The organism is Pantoea sp. ACRSB, assembly GCF_022346905.1.
Classification (GTDB): domain Bacteria; phylum Pseudomonadota; class Gammaproteobacteria; order Enterobacterales; family Enterobacteriaceae; genus Pantoea; species Pantoea piersonii.
Genome location: NZ_JAKRNL010000001.1, coordinates 62,531 through 87,112, shown reverse-complemented (window position 1 = coordinate 87,112; position 24,582 = coordinate 62,531). Strand labels below are relative to the sequence as shown.

Below are 24,582 nucleotides of genomic sequence, written 5' to 3'. Positions count from 1 at the left end.
TGGCACACTCTTGTACACCCATGCCTTGCTTGTTCTTACCCTGCATACACTCAGGCGGCCAGCCCAAGCCCGACAATATTAGCGGCGATAATAATCACCACGCAGCCGATAGACAGCACGCTGACCGGACGGCGACCCGCCGATTTCCACTCTTTCATCAGCAAACCGACCAGCCCGCCGCACAGCACATAGAGGCTCATATGCAGCATCCAGCTCACGTAGTCATACTGCGGCGGGATTCTTGCGTGGCCCCAGGCATAGAAGAAAAATTGCAGATACCACATGGTGCCGCCCAGCACCGCAAAAGCGATATTGGCGATCAGCAGCGGTTTCGCCACGGAAAGATCCTGCCGCAGCGACAGCTCCGGCTTAACCGCCAGGCGGATAAAACAGAATGCCAGGTTAACCAGCGCCCCGCCGCCCATAATTACCACGTAGCTTGGCAGCGCGACGTAGAGCGGATCGATGCCCAGCTGCGCCGCCGCTTCATGCATCGGCTTAGCCGCATCCATGGCAAACGACATACCTGCCGAAAAAATGCCGCACAGCACCGCCAGCAGCAGCCCTTTTTTAAGATTGAACTCTTCCGCATTGATCCCCAGCGCGCGCTCTTTCAGCAGGCCGGCACGCGAAACGATCGCTACGCCCACCAGCGCCACGGCGACGCCGAGCAGGGTTAACCGGCCGCCGGTTGAGGCGAACAGCTCGCCAAAGCGTCCCTGAATCAGCGGCGTCATCAGGGTGCCGACCACCAGCGTAATGCCGATGGCGATACCGATCCCCATCGACATGCCGAGATAGCGCATCGTCAGGCCGTAGTTAATATTGCCGATGCCCCACATCGCGCCGAACAGAAATACCGGCAGCAGCTGTGAGAGGCTGAAGCTGCTGTAGTAGGCCCAGAAGTTGGGCAGCAGTACGGCACTCACGGCCCACGGCAGGATCAGCCAGGACATAAAGCCCCCCACTGACCACATCGTTTCCCATGACCACTTTTTCACCTGTTTAAACGGCGCGTAGAAACACGCTGCGCTGGCAGCACCGACGAGATGCCAGAAGATACCTGCGATAATGGCACTGTTCATTGTTATTCCTTGCGTAAGGTTGAGGCCTACAGGAAACCCGGTTCCTGATCAGCAGGCAGTCTACGGCGCGCCTGAACGCCTCAGCCTTTGGATAGCTGCCGTTTGCAAAGCGTGAATGGCAATATCCACCAGTTAGCCCCTACGCGGATCACAGTTTCTGCTTTGTCGGAATCGCCGCGCGGAAATTAATTAAGCCTCTTATTATTAAGGTTTTTTTTGAAAATTGTTGTGCCGCGCAGCACATTTATCCGCTGGCTGCCGCCTTTTATGTAACCCTGGCAAAAAAGGAAAGATCACTTCACTAATGGCCGTTAACGCCGTATAAGACGTAGAAAATCTTCTACTGCCGGGATTGAGATGACGGGGAAATGGTTAACGCTGTTCTTAACGCGCTCAGTAAGTCGGGTGATGCTGGATGACCTGCGCGCCATTCTGCCCGCCAGCGCGTTAAAGATTTTTATTAATGAACTGGAAGAGGCGCAGTACGCCACGCTGGAGTGTCAACAGGCGGAAGAGAACTGCGCGCTGATCGCCTCGGCGCTTGTGGTATGGCGTCAGCTAGGCAAGGTTCACACCATTATCTATAAAAAAGGGGAAGTGCTGCGCGACGTCAGCGACGCCAGCCAGTTTCAACTTTTCAGTATGCTGAAAACGCACCGTGCGGTGATGCAGGTCGCCTGACGCGGAGATAACGAGGTTGCTATGAGAGTGGGTATTCTGTTTCCGATCGCCATTATTGTCGCTGGCGTCGGTTTTCTGGCATGGTTTATCGGCAGCGGACTCGCCATGCCAGGTTCCTGAACTAACGCAGCTGGCTGTCTTTACTGCCGCGTCGGTTATAGAGGGCGCAGCCTTTTAGCTGCTTATCGTGCGCCTGCTGACAGGCCAGGCAGAAGCGTACGCCCGGCACCGCTTCACGGCGCGCCTGCGGTATCGGCTCGCCGCACTCGTCGCAAAATTCCGCGCTTTCGCCCTTGCTCATCGTGCCGCGCACGCGAGCGATCTCATCGTTAACTGTACTTTCGATCTGTTCCTGAACGGCGCCGTCTGACGCCCATCCGCTAGCCATAACATCCTCCTCATGCTTCCTGAAAGTGTTGGCCCAAAATCCGTTTTGCGCAACGTAGAGAAGATATGCGGGCCATAGCGGATGAATACAACCTTTTGTCGCCGTCATCACTTTAATCTGCGTTTGTTTGCCAGCGCCGCGCCGCGGATGGCAGCCAGACTAAGGTGTCGCGGTCTGTTTTGTTTCACGCTGCATTTATAAAACATTTTATTAACGTACCCGACATCGGAGATACAGCGGATGACAACAGAACTAAAACATTACATTAACGGCGAATTTGTCGCGCACCAGAGCGATAAATGGATTGAGGTGATCAATCCTGCGACCGAAGCGCTGCTGGCTCGCATACCCGAAGGCTGCGCGCAGGAGGCCAGCCGCGCGATAGAGGCGGCCGAAATCGCGCAGCCCGCCTGGGAAGCCCTGCCCGCCGTTGAGCGCGGCAGCTGGTTGCGCAAGCTGGCGGAGGCTATTCGCGACCGCGAGCCGGAACTGACCGCCACCATCGTCGCTGAAGGAGGCAAAACGCAGGGGCTGGCGCAGACAGAAGTATTGTTTACCGCTGATTATCTCGACTATATGGCCGAGTGGGCGCGCCGCTATGAAGGCGAGATCGTCAACAGCGATCGCCCCAATGAAAATATTTTCGTATTTAAAAAGGCGATCGGCGTGACCACCGGCATTCTGCCGTGGAACTTCCCTTTCTTTTTGATTGCGCGTAAAGCCGCACCGGCGCTGATTACCGGCAATACCATCGTGATTAAACCAAGCGAACTGACGCCGCTCAACGCTGGCATCTTCGCTGAGATCGCGCATCATATCGGCCTGCCGCCGGGCGTAATCAATTTTGTCTATGGCTATGGCCCGGAGATAGGCCAACAGCTGGCCTCTGACCCCCGAGTCGGTCTGGTCAGCCTGACCGGCAGCGTCGGCGCGGGCGTAGCCACCATGGCGGCGGCGGCGAAGAACGTCACTAAGGTTTCGCTGGAGCTGGGTGGTAAAGCGCCAGCTATCGTGATGGATGATGCCGACGTGGACCTGGCGGTGAAGGCGATCGTCAGCTCGCGCGTGATCAACAGCGGACAGGTCTGCAACTGCGCAGAGCGTGTCTATGTGCAGGAAGGCGTTTACGATCGCTTTATGACCGCCTTAACCGAGGCGTTTAAAGCCGTTAAATTTGGCGATCCGGCGGAGCAGCGCGAGATAGATATGGGGCCGCTGATTACCGCCGCCGCGCTGGCGCGCGTGGAGAAAAAGGTGGCGGACGCCGTGGCGGCTGGCGGCAAAGTGGTGCTGGGCGGCAAACGCGCCGGCAATAAAGGCTTCTTTTTCGAGCCGACCATTATCACCGACGTGCGTCAGGATATGGAGATCATGCGCGAAGAGATCTTTGGGCCGGTACTGCCGGTCATGACGTTCAAAACGCTGGACGAGGCCATTGCGCTGGCCAACGACTGCGAATATGGCCTGACCTCTTCTCTCTATACGCAGAATCTTAATACCACTATGGTGGCGCTGCGTAAGCTGAAGTTCGGCGAAACCTATGTCAACCGTGAGAACTTCGAAGCGATGCAGGGCTTCCACGCGGGCTGGCGTAAATCGGGCATCGGCGGCGCGGACGGGCGTCACGGGCTGGAGGAGTATCTGCAGACGCACGTCGCCTATCTGCAGTTCTCGCTTTAACTGTAAGCCGCCCTTTACGGGCGGCTGTTCTTTATGCGACACGATGACGGCTGCGCAGCAGCGCCGCGGCGCTCAGCAGCGATACCGCCATAAGATAGTAACCCGGCGCAAGGCTGCTGCCGGTGGCGTTAATCAGCAATGTACAGATCAGCGGCGCAAAACCGCCGAAGATCGTGACCGCCACGTTATAGCTGATTGCCATGCCGCTGGCGCGCGTGCCGAGCGGAAAAAGATCCGCCATCACCGAAGGCACAGTGGAGAAGTAGATCGATTTCAGCAGCGCCATCCAGCCCACCAGCAGCAGCAGCGTCAGCGGCGAGGTGTGATTCACCATATAGCGAAAGGCTGGATAAATCGTTACCAGCAACAGCAGCAGCGAACCCCACATCAGCGGCACACGTCCCACGCGTTCAGCCCAGAGCCCCATCAGCGGCGTCACCAGGGTCAGAATAATACCTGCCAGCAGCGTGGCGCTAAAGGCGACGCTTCCCGGCAGATGCAGCGTTTTGGTGGCATAGGTCGGCACATAGTTCAGCATGTAGTTTACCGCTGTTGAAATCACCATCAGACCGACCGCCAGCAGCATCAGCTCTTTCTGACGGCCAAACAGCTGCTTCAGGGGCGCTTCTGGTTTCTCCTGCTGCATAAAGCTGGCTGGCTCATGAACGTGGCGACGGATATAAAGCCCCAGCGGGCCGATCAGCAGTCCAAAGGCGAAAGGAATGCGCCAGCCCCACGACAGCATCTGCGTCTCGCTGAGCATCTGCGTCAGTCCCAGCCCGAAAGCGGAAGCCATCAGCGTGCTCGCGCCCTGTGTCGCGAACTGCCAGCTGGCGATAAAGGCTTTACGCTCGGGAAAGTGCTCCACCAGGAACGCCGTGGAACTGCCGAACTCCCCACCCGCCGAGAACCCCTGAATCAGACGCGCCAGCATAATCAACAGCGGCGCCGCCAGCCCGATGGTGCCGTACTCCGGCATAAAGGTGATTATCGCGCCGCCCAGCATCATCAGATTAATGGAGAGCAGCAGCGCCTTTTTGCGCCCGTGGCGATCGGCATAGTTGCCCAGCACCACCGCGCCGAGCGGCCGAATAAGAAAGGAGACGCCAAAGCTGCCGAAGGTGAGCAGCAGCGAAACGGAGGCGTCGCTGGTGGGAAAAAAGGCGTGCGCGATATAGCTGGCGAAAAAGCCGTAGACCGCAATATCGAACCACTCCAGCGCATTGCCGATACAGGTGGCGAACAGGGTCTTATGCAGGCTCGGCTTGCTCTGAACCAGCGGAACCGCTTGCGTCAGGTTGCTCATGCGCGCGCCCCCTGATAAGCCTGCTGTCGCGCCAGCAGCGCCTCGCCCTCTTCGCCCAGCTGCCAGAACAGCCGCGTCATAATCAGCAAGCCTTCGCGCGCTATGGACTTCAGCATATGCTCGTTAACGCCGTGTTGGCCGCAGGCGGGATAGGAGTGTGGCACCCACAGTGTCGGCAGGCCGAGAATGTCGGAAAAGACCTCATTCGGCAGCGAGCCGCCCAGATTAGGCAGCAGCGCCGGTTTTTTGCCGCTGCTGGCGGCAAGGCTCTCCAGCGCCCAGGCGACCAGCGGGCTTTGGGGATCAAGACGCGTTGCGGGCGATCCGCGCAGGAAATCGACCTGAACATTGTCAAAACCCTGAGCGCGCAGATGCGCCTCGACGTGCGTTACCAGATTCTCCCAGTCGGTGCCCACCACAAAACGTAGCTGACACACAGCGGTCGCCTTACCGGGAATGGCGTTCATCGGACGCGCCGGGTTGCCGGTTTCGAACGCCAGCACCTCCAGCGTGTTCCAGCCGTAAAGGCGTTCGGCAGGGGTCAGGCCGGGTTCGCCCCAGTTTGCGTCCAGCGCCGGATCGCCCGGCATACCGCCTGGCTCGATATCGCTGAGAATGGCGCGCACCGCCGCGCTCAGCGAGTCGGGCTTCAGCGCCTCGACCTGCAGCACGCCATGCGCGTTGACCAGCGAGGCGATAGCGTTTGCCAGCTGCGTGCCGGGGTTGCTTAACAGCCCGCCCCAGTTGCCAGAGTGGTAGGCGTTGTCGCGTGCGTTAATGGTCAGACGGAAATTGGCCGCGCCGCGCGATCCCAGAAACAGCGTAGGCCGCGGCGCGCTGACGCGCGGCCCGTCCGACGCGATAAAGAGGTCAGCACGCAGCAGCGCCTGCTGTTGCTGGCACAGCTCGGCCAGCCCTGGCGAGCTAATCTCTTCGCCCATCTCGAACAGGATTTTGCAGTTAAAGCCGAGACGGCCGCCGCGCGCCTGGTAAACCTGCTCCAGCGCCGCAAGATTGATACAGTGTTGCCCTTTGTTATCGGCGCTGCCGCGCCCATACCAGCGATCGCCCTCTTCCGTCAGCCGCCAGGGCGCAAGTCCGTCACGCCAGTTGTCATCATCGCCAAACACCACGTCGCCGTGGCCATAGACGAGCAGCGTCGGCAGCGCCTCGTCCTCGATGCGCGTTGCCACCAGAAACGGGCGGTTTTCTACGACCGGATTGTCGATAAAGTGCAGCGCAAAGCCAAGTGCCGACAGCTGCGGCGCGATCTCTTCGTGCAAATAGTGATGTAGCTCGCCGTCGCGATCCGCGCGCTGGCTTTCGGTCACGCACGCCACGCGGCGCGCCAGAAGCTGTTTAAATTCCCCGCTGTCGAAGTAGCGCATCGCCTGTTGAATAGCCTGTTGTTCCGTCATGTTTGCCCTGTCTTTTTTTGTTCTGTAGTTGCTCTATCTTTGCCAAAAGGTCGGCCTTGCCACAATTATCAATTTATCGATATAGCCTTGCTTTTAAAGCAAAGCTAAAATGCCCGATAAAGAAGCATGCACCGACGGGGTGCAGAGGTCAGGTGATGCTGAGCAGTGAAATCCGTTATTTTCTTGCCGTCGCCAACAGCGGCTCGCTGAGCGCCGCCAGCGAACAGCTTTTTGTGGCGGTATCGGCTATCAGTCGGCAAATTCAGCGGCTGGAGGCGCAGGTGGGCGCGCCGCTGTTCGATCGCCATGCGCGCGGCATGGTGCTTAATGAGGCGGGTGAAATCCTTGCCCGTCAGGTACGACAAAGCATGCTGGATATGGATTACGCGCTGGCGGAAATTAAAGGGCTGAAGGCGATCCGCCGTACCCTGATCCGCATCGCCTGTACCGACGGCATGGCGTTCAGCCTGCTGCCCGGCCTGCTGGCGGAATTTCGCGCCCTGAATCCCGGCGTTTACTTCGCGCTCAAGGTCGAGGGCTCCCAGGCGGTGGCCGAGCGGGTACGCGCCGGGGAATGCGATGTGGCGCTGCAGTTCAGCCTGCATCCCGAAAGCGGCGTGGAAGTGATGGGCTCCTGGCCTGCGCCAGTCTTGCTGGCGATGCATAAGGATCATCCGCTGGCGCGGCAGCCGGCGCCGGTGACGCTGGAGGCGCTCAGCCCCTATCCGATGGCACTGCCGGAGCAGAACACCACGGTACGTCAGCTGTTTGACCTGGCCTGTCAGATGCGCGGCTGCGTGATTGAACCGGTGCTGACCTGCGACTATTTCGCCACGCTCTACCACTTTCTGCTCAGCACGCCAGACGCAATCACCATCAGCAGCGCCTTTACCCTGCTTAACGAAACGCAGCGCGATCTGGTGCTGCGGGAGATGGGCGTTGACCAGCTCAGCCAGCGTACGCTGCAGCTGCAGCGGGTTTCAGGGCGACAGCGCAATGCGGCGCTGTCGCCCTTTCTCTCTTTTCTCCAGCAGCGCCTGAATGAGATCGCCGCCGGACTGGCGTAATTACTCTTTGATATCGACCGGATAGAAGATGTGCTTGCCGAAGGGATCGATATCGTAGCCGCTCACCTCTTTACGCACCGGCTCGAAAATGGTCGAGTGCGCAATCATCACTGCAGGCATCTGGTCATGCATTATCTGCTGCGCCTGCAGATAGAGCGCAGTGCGCTTGCCCTGATCCGGCTCGGCGCGCGCCTCGGTAATCAGCTTTTCAAACGGCTGATAGCACCACTTCGAGGAGTTCGAGCCGCCCTGCGTCGATTTACAGCTGTAGAGCGGTCCGAAGAAGTTGTCTGGATCCCCGGTTGCGGTTGTCCAGCCCATCAGCGCCGCCTGATGTTCGCCGCTGCGCACCCGCTTGAGATATTCGCCCCATTCGTAGGTCACGATGGTCGCCTTGATGCCGACCTTCGACCAGTCCGCCTGGATCATCTCCGCCATACGGCGCGCGTTGGGGTTATAGGGCCGGGAAACCGGCATGGCCCAGAGCGAAATTTCGGTGCCGGGAGCGATGCCCGCCTGCTTCAGCAGCGCTCGGGCCTTTTCCGGATCGTAATCATAATCCTTCAGATCTTTGTTTTCGCTCCAGACCCCTGGCGGCAGAATATTTTTAGCCACGGTGCCGGTGCCTTTGAAGATAGCGTCGATAATGGCGGGCTTGTTGATCGCCATCGCCAGCGCCTGACGCACCTCGACCTTATCCAGCGGCGCTTTAGTGGTGTTAAACGCCAGGAAACCGGTGTTCAGCCCCGCTTTTTGCATCAGGTTGATAGCCTGATTGCTGCGCAGTTTCTCCAGATCGGCTGGATTGGGGAACGGCATCACCTGGCATTCCCCCTTCTCCAGCTTGGCGAGCCGAACCGAGGCGTCCGGCGTGATGCTGTAGACGATGCGATCCAGCTTCGCCTTGCCTGCCCAGTATTGCGGGAAGGCTTTATAGAGAATGCGCGAATCTTTCTGGTACTGCATCAGCTGGAACGGGCCGGTGCCGATGGGATCCATATCGACTTTTTCCGGCGTGCCCGCCTTCAGCATCCGATCGGCGTATTCGGCGGAGTGGATTGAAGCGAAGTACCAGGCGAGATCGGCGAGGAATGGCGATTCCGCATGGTTAAGCGTAAAGCGTACGGTGTGGTCGTCGACGCGATCGATGCTTTTGATCAGCGTCGTTAGCTCCAGACTGTCGAAGTTAGCGTAGGTGCCGCCAGAGACATTGTGATAGGGATTTTTCGGATCCATCTGCCGCATAAAAGAGAAAATAACGTCGTCGGCGTTGAAATCACGGCTGGGTTTGAAGAGTTTGTTGCTCTGAAACTTTACGTTTTGACGCAAATGGAAGGTATAGACCTTGCCGTCCGGGCTGATCTCCCAGCTTTCGGCCAGGCTCGGCACCAGTTCAGTTGTGCCATATTTAAAATCCACCAGCCGGTTGAATACCGGCACTGCGCTGGCGTCCACGCTGGTTCCCGAGGTATAGAGCTGCGGATTAAAGTTCTCCGGCGACCCTTCCGCGCAGTAAACCAGCGTTTTCGCGCTGGCGTTATGCGTCAGGGCGGCGGTCAGCAACGCCAGCATCGCTATCTTCGCTTTCATCATTTCCTCACTTTTTATTGACTTCCGTTGGTCAGATTCCCTAAATGATCCAGGCGCTTTATGGATATCACGTTTTCGTAACATAGCGAACCCTGCTGATGGCAGACAAATAAGGAACAGTGATGACAGCCCTTGCAAATCAGTTAATCCAACGCTTTTTCCGTTATCTGGCCGTTAGCAGCCAGAGCGACGCTAAATCGAACACTTTGCCAAGCACACCCAGCCAGCACGCGATGGCGCGGCTGCTGGCGCAGGAGCTCACCGCTCTCGGCCTCGACGAGGTGGTAATCGACGACTGCGCCACGGTGACCGCCGTAAAGCGCGGCAACCGGCAGGATGCGCCGCGCATCGGTTTTATCACCCATATCGATACCGTTGACGTAGGCCTGTCGCCCGATATTCATCCGCAGATCCTCACCTGGCAGGGAGAAGATCTGCTGCTCAACGCGCGCGAAGGTATCTGGCTGCGTCGCGAGGAGCATCCGGAGATTGCGCCCTATCTTGGCGAGGAGATTATTTTCAGCGACGGCACCAGCGTGCTGGGCGCGGACAATAAAGCGGCGGTGACGGTGGTGATGACGCTGATGGAGAATTTGCAGGGCGATCACGGCGATATCCTGGTGGCCTTTGTGCCCGATGAGGAGATCGGCCTGCGCGGCGCGAAAGCGCTGGATCTGGAAAAGCGTTTTAACGTCGATTTTGCCTGGACCATCGACTGCTGCGAACTGGGCGAAGTGGTATATGAAAACTTTAACGGCGCGTCGGCGGAAATAACCTTTACCGGCGTGCCTGCGCACCCGATGTCGGCCAAAGGCGTACTGGTTAACCCGCTGCTGATGGCGCACGACTTTATCAGCCTGTTCGATCGCCAGGAAACGCCGGAGCACACAGAAGGCCGTGAAGGCTATATCTGGTTTAATGAAATGCAGGCGGGCGCCAGCCAGGCGACGCTGAAAGCTTCGATTCGCGATTTCGATCTGACGCAGTTTGCCGCGCGCAAAGAGCAGCTGCATCAGGCGGTAGCGGAGATCGCCCGGCGCTACCCAACGGGCAGCGTTGCAATTCACATCAGCGATATCTACAGCAATATCAGCAACGCCGTAGGTGAGGATCGTCGCGCTATCGATCTGATCTTCACCGCGCTGGCGGATCTGAATATTGAGCCGAAGGTGATCCCGATGCGCGGCGGTACCGACGGCGCGGCGCTCTCAGCGAAAGGCCTGCTGACGCCGAACTTCTTTACCGGCGCGCACAACTTCCACTCCCGCTTCGAGTTTCTGCCGATTTCGTCGTTTGTGAAGTCCTACCAGGTGGCAGAGAGGCTCTGTTTGCTGGCGGCGCAGCGCTAAAGGCTACGGCAGGATAGCAGGAATAAATGCCCTAATAACTTACAGGCTAAGATTCAGGCTGTAAGATATTAGGGCTTGAATGGGGGGTTAGTTATTTGAATGTTTACTTTGAGCGAGTAGCGGAAGCTTACTGATGCAAATTATTCAGGCTGAAAAGGAGGTGATCCCGTATTACTGGCCGTCAGTCACAGGAACAGGATATTTCAGCTCTATCTGCGGGGCATCAACCAGCTGCCTGCCCGATCGGGCCATCAGGTATCCCGCAATCTCTTCAGCAGATAATTCGACGTGAAACATTTCAGGGTCCTGGAACCACTGATCGGGCCAATAGATAAGATCAGAGGGATTGCCCGGGAAGTTTATCTCAAGTAAAGAGAGAGCAAAGTCTTGCTCAGATTCCTCGCCTTCCGCGTTACAAATATATTCAATGGTATGCAGCAGTTCATGCCAGGTAAAATCCTCATAGAACCTTTCCAGGTTAAAGGCCATTCGTGTAAATTCCCTGGCGCTGGTCCAGGATCTAAAATCTCTAAAATCTGAATATTCACGGGGACACATTACCTGGCTGTTCCAGTCAACAATCATTGCCCTTAACTCACTGTCTTGCTCTGTTTTTCCCCCATCTATTTTAGAAAGTATATGCTCAGCCTTTTTTGTCATCTCAATAATTTTTTTGTTGCTGACGTTGGCAGGTTTCATGCGTTCTGGCAGAGGCACTGTTTTCATCCTTGTAAGACATTTTCAAAAAAGAGGCGATTAATAATGATTAACGCAAAGGCAGCGTTCGTAAACCTCAATATTAAAAAGGCGGCTATCCGCCGCCTGACTGATTTTACTTTTTGGCGCTGACGTCAATGCCGGGGAAATATTTCTCCGCCAGCTTTTTCACTGTGCCGTCGTCCTGGATTTTGGTAATCGCCGCATCCAGCGCCTGCTTCAGTTTGGTATCGCCCTTACGCAGTCCAAAACCGATACCGGAACCGAGAATCGCGTCATCTTCTACCGCTTTACCGGCAAAAACGAAGCCCTTGCCCTGAGGCTTATCGAGGAAGCCCGACTGGCCCGCGGCGGACATCACCAGCGTGCCGTCAAGACGGCCTGCGACCATATCGTTATATACCTGATTCTGATCCTGATAGGAGGTCACGGTTACGCCCTGCGTTTCCCAGTGCTTTTTAGCGTAGGTCTCCTGAATCGACCCTTGCAGCACGCCGATATTCTTGCCCTTCAGCGCCTCAGCGGTCGGCTGCAGCTTCTCGCCCTCTTTGACAATCAGCATGCTCGGAATACGGTAAATCGGTTTGGTGAAATCGATGCTTTTCGCCCGCGCTTCGGTGATATTCATCGCTGAGTTAATGGCGTCGAATTTCTTCGCCTGCAGCGCCGGGATCAGCGCGTCGAAGCTGCTCTCCACCCAGTGGCAGTCGAAATTGCCGGTGGCGCAGATAGCCTTGCCCAGTTCAATATCGAAGCCTTCCAGCTCGCCCTGCGCGTTGCGGCTCTCAAACGGCGCATACTGCGACTCCAGGCCATAGCGCAGCGTTTCCGCCGCCAGCGCATGTACAGAACTCATCAGCCCCAGCGCAAGAAAGAGCGCGTTCAGTTTTTTCATCTTATTTTCCCCTGAGATTAACCCTTCACCCGACAGAGCGCCTCTGCGCCGCGCTGCAGAGTGGCATCATCTTTTGCAAAAGAGAGACGAATCACGTTGTTATCGGTGCCGTCCATATAAAACGCCGAAAGCGGAATGGTTGCCACGCCGTGTTCAACGATAAGACGTTTTACCATCTCGCTGTCAGCTTCGTCACTGAAATGTCCGTAGCTGGCTAAAACAAAAAAAGAACCGGCACACGGCAGCAGCTTAAACGGCGAATCCTGCAGCAGCGACACCAGACGATCGCGCTTCTGCTGGTAGAACGCCGACAGCGACAGATAGTTTTCGGCGCGCTGCAGGTAGTGCGCAAAGCCGATCTGCATCGGCGTATCGGCGGCATACATCATAAACTGATGTACTTTTACCAGCTCCTCCATCAGTTCGGCGGGCGCAAGACAGTAGCCGACGCGCCAGCCGGTAACGTGAAAGGTTTTGCCGAAGGAAGAGACGATCACGCTGCGCTGCGCCAGCTCCGGATGGGTCGCCATGCCGCAGTGCGCGCGGCCGTCGAACACAATATGCTCATAGACTTCGTCAGAGAGCACCACAATATCGGTGCCGCGCGTTAGTGCCGCCAGCTGCGCCAGATCGGCGGGCGTCAGCACCTGTGCGCTCGGGTTGTGCGGCGTATTGATAATGATCATTCGGGTGCGCGGCGTCAGCGCGGCGCGCAGCTCATCCCAGTTAATGGCGTAGTCGGGGAACTGCAGCTTCAGGCCAACCGGCGTGCCGCCCTGTAAACGCACCACCGGCGCGTAGCTGTCGAAAGCGGGCTCGAAGAAAATCACCTCGTCGCCCTGGCTTACCAGCGCCGTAATCGCCATATAGATGCCCTGGCTGGCGCTGCCGCTAATCAGCACTTCGGTCGCGGGATCGTAATGCTGACCATAAAGCGCAGCGACCTTAGCCGCCAGCGCCTCTTTTAGCGCGGGCCAGCCGGTCATTGGCGCGTACTGGTTATGCCCTTCGCGCATGGCGCGGCTGACCTCCTCCACCAGGGCCGGATCGCAAGGGAAGTTAGGCGCGCCCTGCGACAGGTTAATCGCGCTGTGCTGCGCCGAGAGCTGGCCGATGACGCTGAAGATCGTGGTGCCTACGTCAGGCAATTTAGAGGTGACGTTAACGCTGCTTTTCATCGGGCAAACTCCTGCGCGGCTGCATAAACATGTCGATTTAGTTAATTTCTATTCAACGACCCGGCGCTTGAGCCGACAAGCGAATTGTTGTCATAATAGCTATGACTAAAATGCATAGCTGGAGTGATGATGCCGCGTTCTTTGCCGCTTAACGCCATACACGCCTTTCTGGTGACTGCGCGCCATCTCAACCTGACGCGCGCGGCGGGCGAACTCTGTATTACTCAGGGGGCGGTCAGTCGTAAAATCGCCACGCTTGAACACTATCTGGGCTTCGCGCTGTTCGAGCGGCACGCGCGCGGCCTGCGCCTGACCGCGCAGGGAGCGGCGCTGCTGCCGGAACTGCGCCAGGGTTTTGAACAGATGCAGAGCGCCACGGACAGGGCGATGCGCCATCACGGCGTGATTCGGCTAAAAGCGCCGACCTGCGCGATGCGCTGGCTGGTACCGCGCCTGATGGCGCTGGAGCAGCAGCAGCCGGAACTGCATGTCGCCCTGACCACCACGCTGGAGCATCACGCGCAGCTGGATGGGTTCGACGCCGCCATCCTTTACGGCACGCCGCCGCCTGGGACGATTCATCTGTTTGATGAGGCGATTACGCCGGTAATGGCCGCCGACATCGCGCCGCCCGCCTCGCCTGAGGCGCTGGCGGCAATGACCTTTCTGCATCCCACCAGCGATAGCCGCGACTGGCAGCTGTGGCTCGACGCACAGAATACCAGGCTGACGATGACGCGTAATCAACACTTCAGCACAATGGATCTGGCCATTAGCGCGGCGATACAGGGGTTTGGCGTAACGGTAGCGGATATTAATCTGGTGGAGAGCGATCTGGCGAACGGACGTCTGATTGCGCCGTTCGCCAGTCGGGTGAAAACCGGAGCGGCCTACAGCCTGCTGCAGCGCCCGGTCAAAGATGCGCCGCCTTTCCTGTCGGATCTGGCGGCGTGGCTGTCACGCGATTAGAAGGTTACCCATTCACCGCTCTGGTCTGCCCCAGGGAGGCGTGCAGTAGCTGCGGGCGGCGTAGCGCTGTTGCCGCGAGGCGGCGTGCTGGCAATCGGCTCGTGCGATGAAAGACGGAACCGGGAGACCGAGGCTTCCAGCGATTCGGTCTGACGCGCCAGCGCGGCGGCGGCGGATGAGACCTCTTCCACCAGCGAGGCGTTCTGCTGCGTCACGCTGTCCATTTCGGTGACGGCTACGCCTACCTGTGAAATGCCTTTGCTCTGCTCTTCCGACGCGGCGGCAATCTGCTTCATGATGGCGTCAACGTCCTGCACCGACTTAAGAATATTGTGCATGGTGCTGCCGGTGTTGCTCACCAGAATCGCGCCTTTGTCCACGCGCTGCACTGAATCCTCAATCAGTGCGGCGATCTCTTTCGCCGCGCCAGCGCTGCGCTGTGCCAGATTGCGCACCTCGCTGGCGACGACCGCGAATCCGCGCCCCTGTTCGCCGGCGCGCGCCGCCTCAACCGCTGCGTTCAGCGCCAGAATATTGGTCTGGAAAGCGATGCCGTTGATGACGCTGGTGATCTCGGCAATCTTTTTCGAACTGCCGGAGATGCCGTTCATGGTAGAGACCACTTCGCTTACCAGCTGGCCGCCCTGCTGCGCCGTTGACGAGGCGGTTTCCGCCAGCATGCTGGCCTGACGCGCGTTGTCGGCGTTGAATTTCACCGTTGCGGTCAGCTGTTCCATGCTGGCGGCAGTCTGCTCCAGCGCCGCCGCCTGCTCTTCAGTGCGTGAGGAGAGATCGTTGTTGCCCGCTGAGATTTCTGCCGCGCCGCGCGAGATATTCTCGGTACCGCTGCGGATCGCGCTGACCGCTTCGCGCAGGCTCTCCTGCATGGCACTCAGCAGCGGCACCAGCTTGCCGACGCAGTTACGTCCGAACGGCGCAACCGGCTGGCTCAGATCGCCTGTGGCGATCACGGCGAAATGTTCGCGGATGCGATCCAGCGGCTTCACCAGCATGGTGACCAGATAGCGATCGGTAAACAGCAGGATCAGTAAGCCCAGGAAAACTGCCGCCACCAGCGTAATTTTCGTCAGTACGGTCAGGTGATCGACTCTGACGCGGGTCTGATCCAGCTTGACGGCCGCCGCCTGATTGAACGCCTCAGCGCTGGCACCAAACGCGCGGCTCAACGCAGGCGTCACTGTGCTGGCGTGCTGGCGATAGGCTTCCAGCGAATCCTGACGCGCTTTTTGCAGCTGCGGCGTCACACCTTCATCGAGCAGCTTTTGCCAGCTGACGATGACCTGGTCGACGATCTGCGCTTCCATCGGGCCTGGCGCCATCTGTTTAAACTGCGTCAGCTGCTGCGTCATGTTGTTCAGCGCCTGCTGAACCGGCTGCCAGTCCGCCTCAGTTGGCTGCGCACCGCCCGCTTTGCTTTCCATAATGCGCGACAGGCGCGTGATAACGCGAAAATACTGGTCGTTGCCCTTGCTTAAGGTAGTCATTTGCGCGACCAGATGGCGATCGACGTCATTGCCTTCGCTGAGCGCGCCGAGCGAATGCACGCTGAACCAGCCTACTGCGCACCACAGCAGGCAAAAAAGCCCGAGAATCCACAGCATAACGGCGCGAATTGTGAAATTTTTTAATATACCCATAGCCAAATCCTTGACGGTGAAAACCGAGAGGGGCCCGATAATCTCGGGCATAATGGCGTTATCGGCAGAAATTCAGGAAGGTACAGCAGTTTAGTTAGCAAAAAAATTGCTTAATGCCTCTGAGGCAGGTACGCATAAGCAACTGATTTGCAATATTTAGTATTGCGCAGGCAGGAAAAAAAACCGTTCTGCTGCCTTAATAATTAGCCGTCAAAGCTTTACCATGCTTTTCATCATCAGGCGAAACAGCCTCAGACGCGCACGCATAAAATTGCGCTTGAGCAGCAGCGCATTCTCTCCGCCTTCGCCAAACGACAGCGTAATATCTTCGCCGGGATGCCAGGCGGGCCAGCTTATCTCGCCCTCTAGGCGGTGGCTGAATTCATTTACGTCTCGCGCAAAGGCGAACCAGTAATCCGCCATACGCTGCGAAAAGGCGCGATCGCTGTCGGTATAGGGGCGTTCACTGTCGGCAGGCTGCATCGCTTCCAGCGTATTAAGCGTATAGGGCACCTCGTTGCCATGCCATGCGCCGTGTGGATAGAGATCGCGCGACTGTTCGGAAACATAGTCGAACCAGTAGCGCCAGCCCGGCATGCCGACGTTGTGCTGCGCGCGCATCAGGATCCACGGCATGACGCTAAAAGCCATATCGCGTGCCGCAGCACGCCCCAGCAGGCGATCGTCATGAATATCGTATAGCCATTTCAGCAGCCGATAGCTGAGCGGCCTGTTGGCCCGCAGCTGGCGCATAACCGCGGCGGTATCCACGTTAAAGTATCCCAGCACGCTGGCTTCGTCGCTGTTGCTGCCAGCCATCAGCGGAATGCGATGCTGCCGCCCCGCCATAAAGGTGTGCATCATCGGTTGCGGCAATACGGCGTCGCCAGCGATGGGCACCGGCCCGTGCCACAAAGGGGACTCCAGCGGCCAGAAGGCGTCGGCTGGCAGTTCGCGCAGCTGCTGCGCGGTAGCGTTGCGCAGACCGAAATGCGCCGCGACCTGCTCGCCCTGCTGCAGAGCCGCTTTACGCGGTTTGTCCGGCAGGCTGTAGGCGCTTTGCACTATCGCTTTATGAAACAGCCCCTCCGCCAGCGGTGAGCAACAGAGCGAAAGCACGCTGCGCGCGCCGGACGACTCGCCAAATATTGTGACGTTGTCACGATTACCGCCAAACGCGGGGATATTGCGCTGTATCCATTGCAGCGCGGCAATCTGGTCGAGCAAAGCGAAGTTATTAACGATGCCGCCGTCGCGGTATTCCGCGTCCAGCGCCGGATGCGCGAAGAAACCGAGATGGCCGAGACGGTAATTTACCGTTACGACCACCGCGCCGCGCGCCGCCATTGGCTTGCCGTTATAGGGCGCCAGCCCGCCCGACCCCATCACAAAACCACCGCCGTGTAGCCATACCATTACAGGCAAGGGCCGCGACGGCTCGACGTCAGGCGTCCAGACGTTGAGATAAAGGCAGTCTTCGCTGAGCGGGCCGGGATCGCCACCGCCTGCGGCGACGCAGAGCGCGCGGTTCTGCCAGCAGGCGGCGCCGAATGCAGTTGCATCACGCACCTCCTGCCAGGGCGTTACCGGCTGCGGCGCGCGCCAGCGCAGCGCGCCCACCGGCGCGGCGGCATAAGGAATACCCTTAAAGACAAAGAGATCATCATCCATACTTCCTCTTAGCTCGCCTTCCGCTGTTCGGAGGCGCAGAGGTCGTCTGTTTTTCATTACCTGTTCCCTGATAAAGCGTTAAGGCATTATCTACAGGCCGTTAAGATATTGTCTATGTCCTTAGTGCATTTGCAGAATATGCTGAGCCGCCCGCGTTAAGCGTCGCCGATACCGCACCGTACCAGCGATTGCTGCTGGCGCGCCTGATAGAGCTGCATCTCATCCTGCACCGGCGCGCCGAGCGCCGCTTCAAAATCAGCCCTGCTGGCGTTGCCCGCCGTACGCGCCTGCGCCCTGTCCCCCAGATTCGACTGGAATATGCCTGCCGCGCTGACCGGCAGAAAATCTTCATAAACAACCGGATCGGCAATAATGCGTCCCTGGTCGATCAGCGTCGCCAGCGATTCGCCCGGACGCGGCGGCTGCGCCTCGCCCTTTTCGCTCAGCCGGTAATCAAACCAGGCGAGCTGCTGCTCGCGCAGGCTGCGCTCATTGTCGGGAAAGTCGCGAAATACCTCGGCCAGCCGCTGCTGATGCTGCTGGTTATCGGCACCAGTGCCTGCTTCCGCCAGCAGACGATCGTACAGCGCGCGCCCTTTCGGCGTCAGCGCCACGCCGCGCTGCTCGATTTCGCCAAAGCGCGCGGTATGAGTCCCGGTCTCGCCCTGCTTGAAGCGTACCGGCTCCTCCAGCGCCTTAAAGCTGGTCTGACGCAGCAGAATCGGGACTTCGCGCCGTGGCGGCCCTTCAATCAGGGCTTTAGGTTCGATGCCGTACTCCGGCATCAGCGACTGCACCAGGTCGATGTCGAGCGTGCGCGGCGTCAGATGATTGATATGGCATCCGGGAAAGCAGACCACGTCAGCAATCAGGCGATGCTGCTGGCTCAGCGCCTGGTAGGTCTCGCTGTCAACAGTGCTCACGCCATGCCAGCGGAACGTTTCCAGCGCCTCTTTGACAAAGGCGTCGGCGTCCGCGTCACCGAGGCCACCCTGCTGCTGATATTGCGCGATTAGCGCCCGGCAGCGCGGCGTAAAAATGTCGCGCTGCGCCAGTATCGCCGCCGCCTTTTCCCGCAGCTGAAGATCGTCGATGAGTTCCAGCCGCAGCAGCGAGGTAAAAACGCGGAAGGGATTGCGGCGCAGCGCAGCGTCGCTGACTGGACGAAACGCGGTGGAGTGCACCGGCACGCCCGCCTGCGAGAGATCGTAGTAGCCGACCGGCTCCATCCCCATTACCGCGAACATCTGCCGCAGCGTCGCCAGCTCTTCAGCCGTACCGACGCGAATAGCGCCGTGACGCTCCAGATTAAGGCGCTCAAGCTCATCTGCTGCTTCAAGCCGCACTTTCAGCGCCGGGCGCTCGGCTAAGCAGCGCGCATTGACGCGCTGTACCAGCGTCATCAGCGTGCCATACTGCGGCACCTCCTGCTGATACATAGCGGACATCGCCTGTGAGAAGCGCGTACGAATAGCGTCCGCGCTGAGGAAGTGATTCATGGTGCCTGCTCCTGACATGATCGACGTTGCTGCTACTGTAGAGCAACGCGAAATCGGCAGGCAAAAAAGTTACGGATTTGTGATCGGCTTAAAGCCGAAGCGATTTTTCATCACCAGCATCAGCGTGGTCAGCAGCGCGGGGATCGCCAGCAGCACGAAGATCAGGCTAAAAGACCAGCCGAGAGAGAGCATCTCCGCGCCGACAAAGGCGCTGAGGATAGCCCCGACGCGGCCGACGCCATGCATCCAGCTGGAGCCCGTCGCGCGGGCATGGGTAGGATAGTAGCTGGCGGAAAGCGCATTCATGCCGGTATTGGCGCCGTTGAAACAGAAGCCGCTGAGAAAGGCGATGCCGCTCATCATTCCCACTTCCGCTGGTGAAAAGCCCAGCGCAACAATCGCCAGTCCACCGCAGAAATAGATAACAGCCAGCGCCAGATTCGCATTAAAGCGGTCCATCAGCCAGCCGGCAAACAGCGACCCAAGGGTGCCGCCCGCCTGATACATGGCGGTGATAATAGCCGCGTCGGTTACGGACATGCCCAGCGTATTGATAAGCGATGGCAGCCAGCTGCCGATCAGATAAACCAGAAACAGCCCCATAAAATAGCCGCCCCACAACATCAGGCTGCCAAAAAGATAGCGACGGGAAACAACGGTAGCGATTGCGCCCTGAGTCTGTGGTGTCGGCTCCTGCGAGTGAAAGGCGCTGTCGGGCCGCGTGGCGCCGGGCAGCATTCGCTCCAGAATCGCGTGAATGCGCGTCGCGGGCGCGCGGCGGCTAATCAGAAAACGCACCGACTCCGGCACGCCACGCATTAAAAACGGCAAAACCACCAGCGGCAGGATGCCGCCCAGCATCATGACCGCATGCCAGCTGTAGCGCGGCAGCAGCCACGAGGCGGCAAAGCCGCCGCTGGCGGCGCCGAAAGTAAAGCCGCAGAACACCACGGTGATGATAAAGGCGCGGCGGCGCTCCGGCGCATATTCCGCCACCAGCGTGCCGACGTTAGGCATCGCCGCGCCCAGGCCCAGACCGGTCAGAAAGCGAAACAGCATCATCTGCTCGATGTTATTTGCCAGCGCAGTGGCGAGAGTCCATAGCCCGAAGAAAAAGACGCTGAGGATAATCATCATGCGGCGACCATAGCGATCGGCCAGCGGCCCCGCCAGCATAGCGCCGAGCGCCAGCCCGACGAGCGCCGCGCTGATCACAACGCCAAGCTGATGGTTGGTGACGTTCCAGGCCGCCTTGAGCGTCGGGGCGATAAAGCCCATCAGCGCGATATCCATGCCGTCAAGCGCGACCACAATAAAGCAGAGCGCAATCAGACGCTTTTGCCAGCGGCTTAGCTCTGACTGATTGATTAACTGGCGAACGTCTACTGCTTCAATGCTGGTCACTGCGAACTCCTCACTGCGCTCACCTCTTGAAACATCAGTTTTGGTAAAAAAAACGGCAGCTATAATAGCCCATCGTTAACAATAAGGCGTTCGATTTTTATATGATATTGAGAATTATTCAACATTTAATGGTTAACGCACTGAATTCCCTTTAAACCTCTTTTCCAGCCTGGCCGCCGCTCTGCCGCCCTGCTGCGAGCACTTTTACCTAAATATCAATCACAAAGGTCGCTCATCCCATTTTGTTAATTATATTTTGCAGCAAAGTTAACAAAACCCATCTTTAATAGTTGTCGGGTAGCGGCAAAACTTATTAACTTTGTGAGATGGACAAAAATATCCTTTTCAATCAGCGCATTCGCTTGCGCCATCTTCATACCTTTGTTGCGGTGGCGCAACAGGGGACCCTGGGGCGCGCGGCGGAAACCCTGAACCTCAGCCAGCCCGCACTCTCTAAAACGTTAAATGAGCTTGAGGAGCTGACGGGCGTTCGCCTGTTTGAGCGAGGCCGGCTGGGCGCGCAGCTCACCACCATGGGCGAACAATTTTTGATCCACGCGGTAAAAGTGCTGGATGCCCTTAATCACGCAGGCCAGAGCGTTAACCTGCCGGTGTCAACGCGCCCGGTGGTGATCCGGCTTGGCGCGCTCACTACGGCAGCTATGGGGATGCTGCCGCAAATCCTCGATCGTTTTCATCAGCAGCAGCCTCATGCGACCGTTCAGGTCGCCACCCTGCATAATAACGTACTGCTGGCCGGGCTGCGTGCGGGTGAATTTGATATCGGTATTGGTCGTATGGCGGACAGCGAAATGATGACCGGCCTGACCTACGAACTGCTGTTTCTCGAATCGCTTAAGTTAGTAGTGCGGCCGGAACATCCGCTTTTAAGTGACAACGTCACGCTGTCGCGAGCCATGCAGTGGCCGGTTGTTATCTCGCCTGAAGGAACTGCGCCGCGCCGTATCGCGCAGCAGATGCTGGACGAACAGGGCTGTACCCTGCCCAGCACCTGCGTTGAGACCTCCTCGACGTCGCTCGCGCGCCAGCTGGCGCTGCGGTATGACTACGTCTGGTTTGTGCCCTCCGGCGCTATCAAGGAAGATCTGGCGCACAATGCCCTGTGCGCCCTGCCCATCAGCTCATCGGGACCGGGCGAGCCGGTCGGTATTATCACCCGCACCGGCCACCCTTTGACTCTTAGCGCTGAAATCCTGATGGCGACTATCCGCAAAGCGCCTGACTAACGGCTGCGTTTTGCATGACGTTCGCGATTATCCAGCCGCGCCTTTTCAGTTTTACGCAGGCCGACATAGAGCGCCCCTGCGCCGCCATGCTGCGGCTGCGAGGTGCAAAAGGTCTGCACGTCGTCAAACTGACGCAGCCAGCGCGCCAGATAACTGCGCACGATATTGGCATGGGATTCGTTATCGCGCCCTTTACCATGAATGATCAGTAAATTGCGCAGCCCATCTTTGCGCGCCTGCTGCATAAAGCTGAAAACCGCCTGACGGCAGGTTTCCACCGGCTGGCGCAGCAGGTTCAGGCTGGCGTCCATCTTATATTCACCCTTGCGCAGCTTATCCAGCACGCCCTGCTGGATGCCGTCCGCCTTATACTCCAGCGGCGTGGCAAGCGGAATAATATCGAGGTAGCCGCGCGTCAGAAAGTTCTCTTCCGCGATCGTGGTTTCAGAACGTCGCGGCGCTTTGGTTGAGGGCGATTTCAGCCATAAGGTACTGGCGCTATCTTTTAATGGAGTGACATCACCCATGGCATCCCGAAACAGGTCTTTATCGTCTAGGTTCATGGAATTTTCTCACGCCAGGTCAACAGGGAAATAGAGGGATCAAATCTGCCTCAGTAGATGCAATAGTAGCAAAGGGAAAAAACAGTGCGCCAGTGGTGAAATACGCCAGTCAGTAGTTTAAAAAACGCCCGTCCAGATCAATAAAGTGGAAAGTTTTCGTTCCAAAAAGGAAAAATGTGACGCGCAGGGCTTGTCAGAACGCGGCTCCGCGCCACGCCTGACATCCCTACACTTTCTGAGGCTAAAACTGCTCTGATGAGTTCATTTAAGCGTGAAAAATGATAAAATTGACGCCAGTCAATAATCGTCGAGCGTACATTATGATCACAGAAAAACGCACCATTCGCCGTATTCAGTCGGGTGGCTGTGCCATCCACTGTCAGGACTGCAGCATTAGTCAGCTGTGTATCCCGTTCACTCTGAATGAACATGAGCTGGATCAGCTCGACAACATTATCGAGCGTAAAAAACCGATTCAGAAAGGCCAGACGCTGTTTAAAGCGGGCGACGATCTGAAATCGCTTTACGCTATCCGTTCCGGCACAATCAAGAGCTACACCATTACTGAACAGGGCGACGAGCAGATTACCGGATTCCACCTGGCAGGCGATCTGGTCGGCTTCGACGCGATCATGAACGGCAATCATCCCAGCTTCGCCCAGGCGCTGGAAACGGCGATGGTGTGTGAGATCCCATTCGAAACGCTGGACGATTTATCAGGTAAAATGCCGGCCCTGCGTCAGCAGATGATGCGTTTGATGAGCGGTGAAATCAAAGGCGACCAGGATATGATCCTGCTGCTGTCGAAGAAAAATGCTGAAGAACGTCTGGCTGCGTTTATCTGGAATCTCTCGCGTCGTTTCGGCCAGCGCGGCTTCTCCCAGCGTGAATTCCGCCTGACGATGACGCGCGGCGATATCGGTAACTACCTTGGTCTGACCGTTGAAACCATCAGCCGTCTGCTCGGTCGTTTTCAGAAATCGGGTATGCTGGCGGTAAAAGGCAAATATATCACTATTGAAAACCATGACCTGCTTGCTGAACTGGCCGGTCAGAGCGTTCAGGCTGCTTAATTAATTGGTCGCCTAATGATTAGAGTTGCAGGTATGCGCGCAACGCCTCTGCAACTCTGATCGCCAGCGTAAATTTGTTAGTTTATTGATCCCACAGTAACTTTTCCGCTTCTTCCCGTCCTTAACTTAGGCTATCTTTAAACCAGTTCGGCTTGGTTTAAGGAGTTATTCCCTATGTCCCGCTACCAAAATATGCTGGTCGCTATCGACCCCCAGCAAGACGATCAGCCTGCGTTACGACGCGCGGTTTACCTTAATCAGCGTATCGGCGGCAAAATAAAGGCCTTTCTGCCGATCTATGACTTCTCCTATGAGATGACCACGCTGCTCTCGCCAGATGAGCGTTCATCTATGCGGCAAGGCGTGATAAGCCAGCGCACCGAATGGATCCGCGAGCAGGCGCACGCCTATCTCGAAGCGGGCGTAGATATTGAAATTAAAGTGGTGTGGCACAATCGCCCCTATGAAGCGATTATTCAGGAGGTGCTGGCGCATGGGCACGATCTTGTGCTGAAGATGGCGCATCAGCACGATCGGCTGGAGGCCGTAATCTTTACCCCTACCGACTGGCATCTGCTGCGTAAGTGCCCTTGCCCGGTGTGGATGGTAAAAGATCAGCCCTGGCCGGAAGGCGGCAAAGCGGTGGTAGCCGTGAATCTCGCCAGCGAAGAGCCACATCACGATGAGCTGAACCAGAAGCTGATTCGGGAAACTACCCGGCTGGCGGAGATGGTGAATCACACTGAGGTGCATCTGGTCGGTGCCTACCCGATTACGCCGATCAATATTGCTATCGAGCTGCCCGACTTCGACCCCAGCGTCTACAACGACGCGATTCGCGGCCAGCATCTGGTGGCGATGAAAGCGCTGCGTCAGAAATTCTCAATCAGCGAGGAGTTTACTCACGTCGCAAAAGGGCTGCCTGAAGAGGTGATTCCCGATATCGCCGGTCAGCTCAGCGCCGGGATTGTGGTGCTCGGCACTATCGGCCGTACCGGTCTGTCAGCGGCGTTCCTTGGCAACACGGCGGAACAGGTTATCGATCACCTGCGCTGCGACCTGCTGGCGATCAAGCCTGACGACTTTAATTCGCCCGTTACGCTGGATGATGACGAAGAGGAAGATGACGAATAACAAGGGCGGC

The 24,582-nt window shown here is 57.7% G+C and carries 22 protein-coding genes; 9 read left to right on the top strand and 13 right to left on the bottom strand.

The window, feature by feature from the left end; translation table 11 throughout:
- Window positions 1–50 precede the first annotated feature (50 nt).
- Entirely contained in the window at window positions 51–1,085 is a 1,035-nt protein-coding gene (gene rhaT, locus MHZ89_RS00420) for an L-rhamnose/proton symporter RhaT (protein ID WP_311781400.1), read from the bottom strand.
- A gap of 357 nt (window positions 1,086–1,442) precedes the next feature.
- Between rhaT and MHZ89_RS00415 the strand changes: the two genes are divergently transcribed.
- Window positions 1,443–1,766, top strand: a complete 324-nt coding sequence (locus MHZ89_RS00415; RefSeq protein WP_311781399.1) for a hypothetical protein — start codon at window positions 1,443–1,445, stop codon at window positions 1,764–1,766.
- A gap of 21 nt (window positions 1,767–1,787) precedes the next feature.
- The gene (locus MHZ89_RS00410; protein ID WP_143806249.1) at window positions 1,788–1,886 is read left to right on the top strand and encodes a YoaK family small membrane protein; all 99 of its coding nucleotides are present in this window, start codon (window positions 1,788–1,790) and stop codon (window positions 1,884–1,886) included.
- A gap of 1 nt (window position 1,887) precedes the next feature.
- On the opposite strand, the gene MHZ89_RS00405 is transcribed toward MHZ89_RS00410, so the two are convergent.
- Window positions 1,888–2,154 (bottom strand): DksA/TraR family C4-type zinc finger protein, encoded by a 267-nt coding sequence (locus MHZ89_RS00405; RefSeq protein ID WP_311781398.1) that lies wholly within the window; start codon window positions 2,152–2,154, stop codon window positions 1,888–1,890.
- Between the two features lie 240 nt (window positions 2,155–2,394).
- Here MHZ89_RS00405 and aldA point away from each other — a divergent pair, with 240 nt between their 5' ends.
- The gene (aldA, locus tag MHZ89_RS00400; RefSeq protein ID WP_311781397.1) at window positions 2,395–3,834 is read left to right on the top strand and encodes an aldehyde dehydrogenase; all 1,440 of its coding nucleotides are present in this window, start codon (window positions 2,395–2,397) and stop codon (window positions 3,832–3,834) included.
- Between the two features lie 31 nt (window positions 3,835–3,865).
- Here the strand turns inward: aldA and MHZ89_RS00395 are convergent, their stop codons facing one another.
- Window positions 3,866–5,140 carry an MFS transporter gene (locus MHZ89_RS00395; RefSeq protein ID WP_311781396.1) on the bottom strand — a complete coding sequence of 425 codons (1,275 nt, stop codon included), beginning with the start codon at window positions 5,138–5,140 and terminating at the stop codon, window positions 3,866–3,868.
- Window positions 5,137–6,558 carry a M20 family metallopeptidase gene (locus MHZ89_RS00390; RefSeq protein WP_311781395.1) on the bottom strand — a complete coding sequence of 474 codons (1,422 nt, stop codon included), beginning with the start codon at window positions 6,556–6,558 and terminating at the stop codon, window positions 5,137–5,139. The genes MHZ89_RS00395 and MHZ89_RS00390 overlap by 4 nt, the downstream gene beginning before the upstream one ends.
- 155 nt (window positions 6,559–6,713) lie before the next feature.
- Between MHZ89_RS00390 and MHZ89_RS00385 the strand changes: the two genes are divergently transcribed.
- Window positions 6,714–7,625 (top strand): LysR family transcriptional regulator, encoded by a 912-nt coding sequence (locus MHZ89_RS00385; RefSeq protein WP_311781394.1) that lies wholly within the window; start codon window positions 6,714–6,716, stop codon window positions 7,623–7,625.
- Here MHZ89_RS00385 and MHZ89_RS00380 read toward each other — a convergent pair whose 3' ends face one another.
- On the bottom strand, window positions 7,626–9,215 hold the full coding sequence (locus tag MHZ89_RS00380) for an ABC transporter substrate-binding protein (protein ID WP_311782232.1): 1,590 nt from the start codon (window positions 9,213–9,215) through the stop codon (window positions 7,626–7,628). It abuts the gene before it with no gap.
- A gap of 122 nt (window positions 9,216–9,337) precedes the next feature.
- Between MHZ89_RS00380 and pepT the strand changes: the two genes are divergently transcribed.
- Entirely contained in the window at window positions 9,338–10,564 is a 1,227-nt protein-coding gene (pepT, locus tag MHZ89_RS00375) for a peptidase T (RefSeq protein ID WP_409373179.1), read from the top strand.
- A gap of 171 nt (window positions 10,565–10,735) precedes the next feature.
- Here the strand turns inward: pepT and MHZ89_RS00370 are convergent, their stop codons facing one another.
- The 3 genes from MHZ89_RS00370 to MHZ89_RS00360 all read right to left on the bottom strand — a co-directional run bounded on the left by MHZ89_RS00370 (window position 10,736) and on the right by MHZ89_RS00360 (window position 13,354).
- Window positions 10,736–11,281, bottom strand: a complete 546-nt coding sequence (locus tag MHZ89_RS00370; RefSeq protein ID WP_311781392.1) for a hypothetical protein — start codon at window positions 11,279–11,281, stop codon at window positions 10,736–10,738.
- 115 nt (window positions 11,282–11,396) lie between these two features.
- Window positions 11,397–12,176: a transporter substrate-binding domain-containing protein gene (locus MHZ89_RS00365; RefSeq protein WP_311781391.1), complete on the bottom strand. Its 780-nt coding sequence runs from the start codon at window positions 12,174–12,176 to the stop codon at window positions 11,397–11,399.
- Window positions 12,177–12,193: 17 nt separating this feature from the next.
- Complete coding sequence (locus tag MHZ89_RS00360; protein ID WP_311781390.1) at window positions 12,194–13,354, bottom strand: methionine aminotransferase; 1,161 nt, start codon at window positions 13,352–13,354, stop codon at window positions 12,194–12,196.
- Between the two features lie 126 nt (window positions 13,355–13,480).
- Here MHZ89_RS00360 and MHZ89_RS00355 point away from each other — a divergent pair, with 126 nt between their 5' ends.
- Entirely contained in the window at window positions 13,481–14,323 is an 843-nt protein-coding gene (locus MHZ89_RS00355; RefSeq protein ID WP_311781389.1) for a LysR substrate-binding domain-containing protein, read from the top strand.
- Here the strand turns inward: MHZ89_RS00355 and MHZ89_RS00350 are convergent.
- The 4 genes from MHZ89_RS00350 to MHZ89_RS00335 form a co-directional block, all read right to left on the bottom strand.
- Window positions 14,320–15,981: a methyl-accepting chemotaxis protein gene (locus MHZ89_RS00350; RefSeq protein WP_311781388.1), complete on the bottom strand. Its 1,662-nt coding sequence runs from the start codon at window positions 15,979–15,981 to the stop codon at window positions 14,320–14,322. The genes MHZ89_RS00355 and MHZ89_RS00350 overlap by 4 nt on opposite strands.
- Window positions 15,982–16,191: 210 nt before the next feature.
- Window positions 16,192–17,709: a carboxylesterase/lipase family protein gene (locus MHZ89_RS00345; RefSeq protein ID WP_311781387.1), complete on the bottom strand. Its 1,518-nt coding sequence runs from the start codon at window positions 17,707–17,709 to the stop codon at window positions 16,192–16,194.
- 98 nt (window positions 17,710–17,807) lie between these two features.
- On the bottom strand, window positions 17,808–19,151 hold the full coding sequence (locus MHZ89_RS00340; protein WP_311781386.1) for a VOC family protein: 1,344 nt from the start codon (window positions 19,149–19,151) through the stop codon (window positions 17,808–17,810).
- A 69-nt stretch (window positions 19,152–19,220) separates the two neighbouring features.
- The gene (locus MHZ89_RS00335) at window positions 19,221–20,555 is read right to left on the bottom strand and encodes an aromatic acid/H+ symport family MFS transporter (protein ID WP_311781385.1); all 1,335 of its coding nucleotides are present in this window, start codon (window positions 20,553–20,555) and stop codon (window positions 19,221–19,223) included.
- 326 nt (window positions 20,556–20,881) lie between these two features.
- Between MHZ89_RS00335 and MHZ89_RS00330 the strand changes: the two genes are divergently transcribed.
- Window positions 20,882–21,802 (top strand): LysR substrate-binding domain-containing protein, encoded by a 921-nt coding sequence (locus tag MHZ89_RS00330; protein ID WP_311781384.1) that lies wholly within the window; start codon window positions 20,882–20,884, stop codon window positions 21,800–21,802.
- On the opposite strand, the gene smrA is transcribed toward MHZ89_RS00330, so the two are convergent.
- Window positions 21,799–22,365 (bottom strand): DNA endonuclease SmrA, encoded by a 567-nt coding sequence (smrA, locus tag MHZ89_RS00325; RefSeq protein WP_311781383.1) that lies wholly within the window; start codon window positions 22,363–22,365, stop codon window positions 21,799–21,801. The two genes, MHZ89_RS00330 and smrA, sit on opposite strands and share 4 nt — an antisense overlap.
- 320 nt (window positions 22,366–22,685) lie before the next feature.
- Between smrA and MHZ89_RS00320 the strand changes: the two genes are divergently transcribed.
- Window positions 22,686–23,438, top strand: coding sequence for an FNR family transcription factor (locus tag MHZ89_RS00320; RefSeq protein ID WP_120452708.1), 753 nt, complete (start codon window positions 22,686–22,688; stop codon window positions 23,436–23,438).
- A 174-nt stretch (window positions 23,439–23,612) separates the two neighbouring features.
- Window positions 23,613–24,572, top strand: a complete 960-nt coding sequence (uspE, locus tag MHZ89_RS00315; RefSeq protein WP_311781382.1) for a universal stress protein UspE — start codon at window positions 23,613–23,615, stop codon at window positions 24,570–24,572.
- Window positions 24,573–24,582 lie beyond the last annotated feature (10 nt).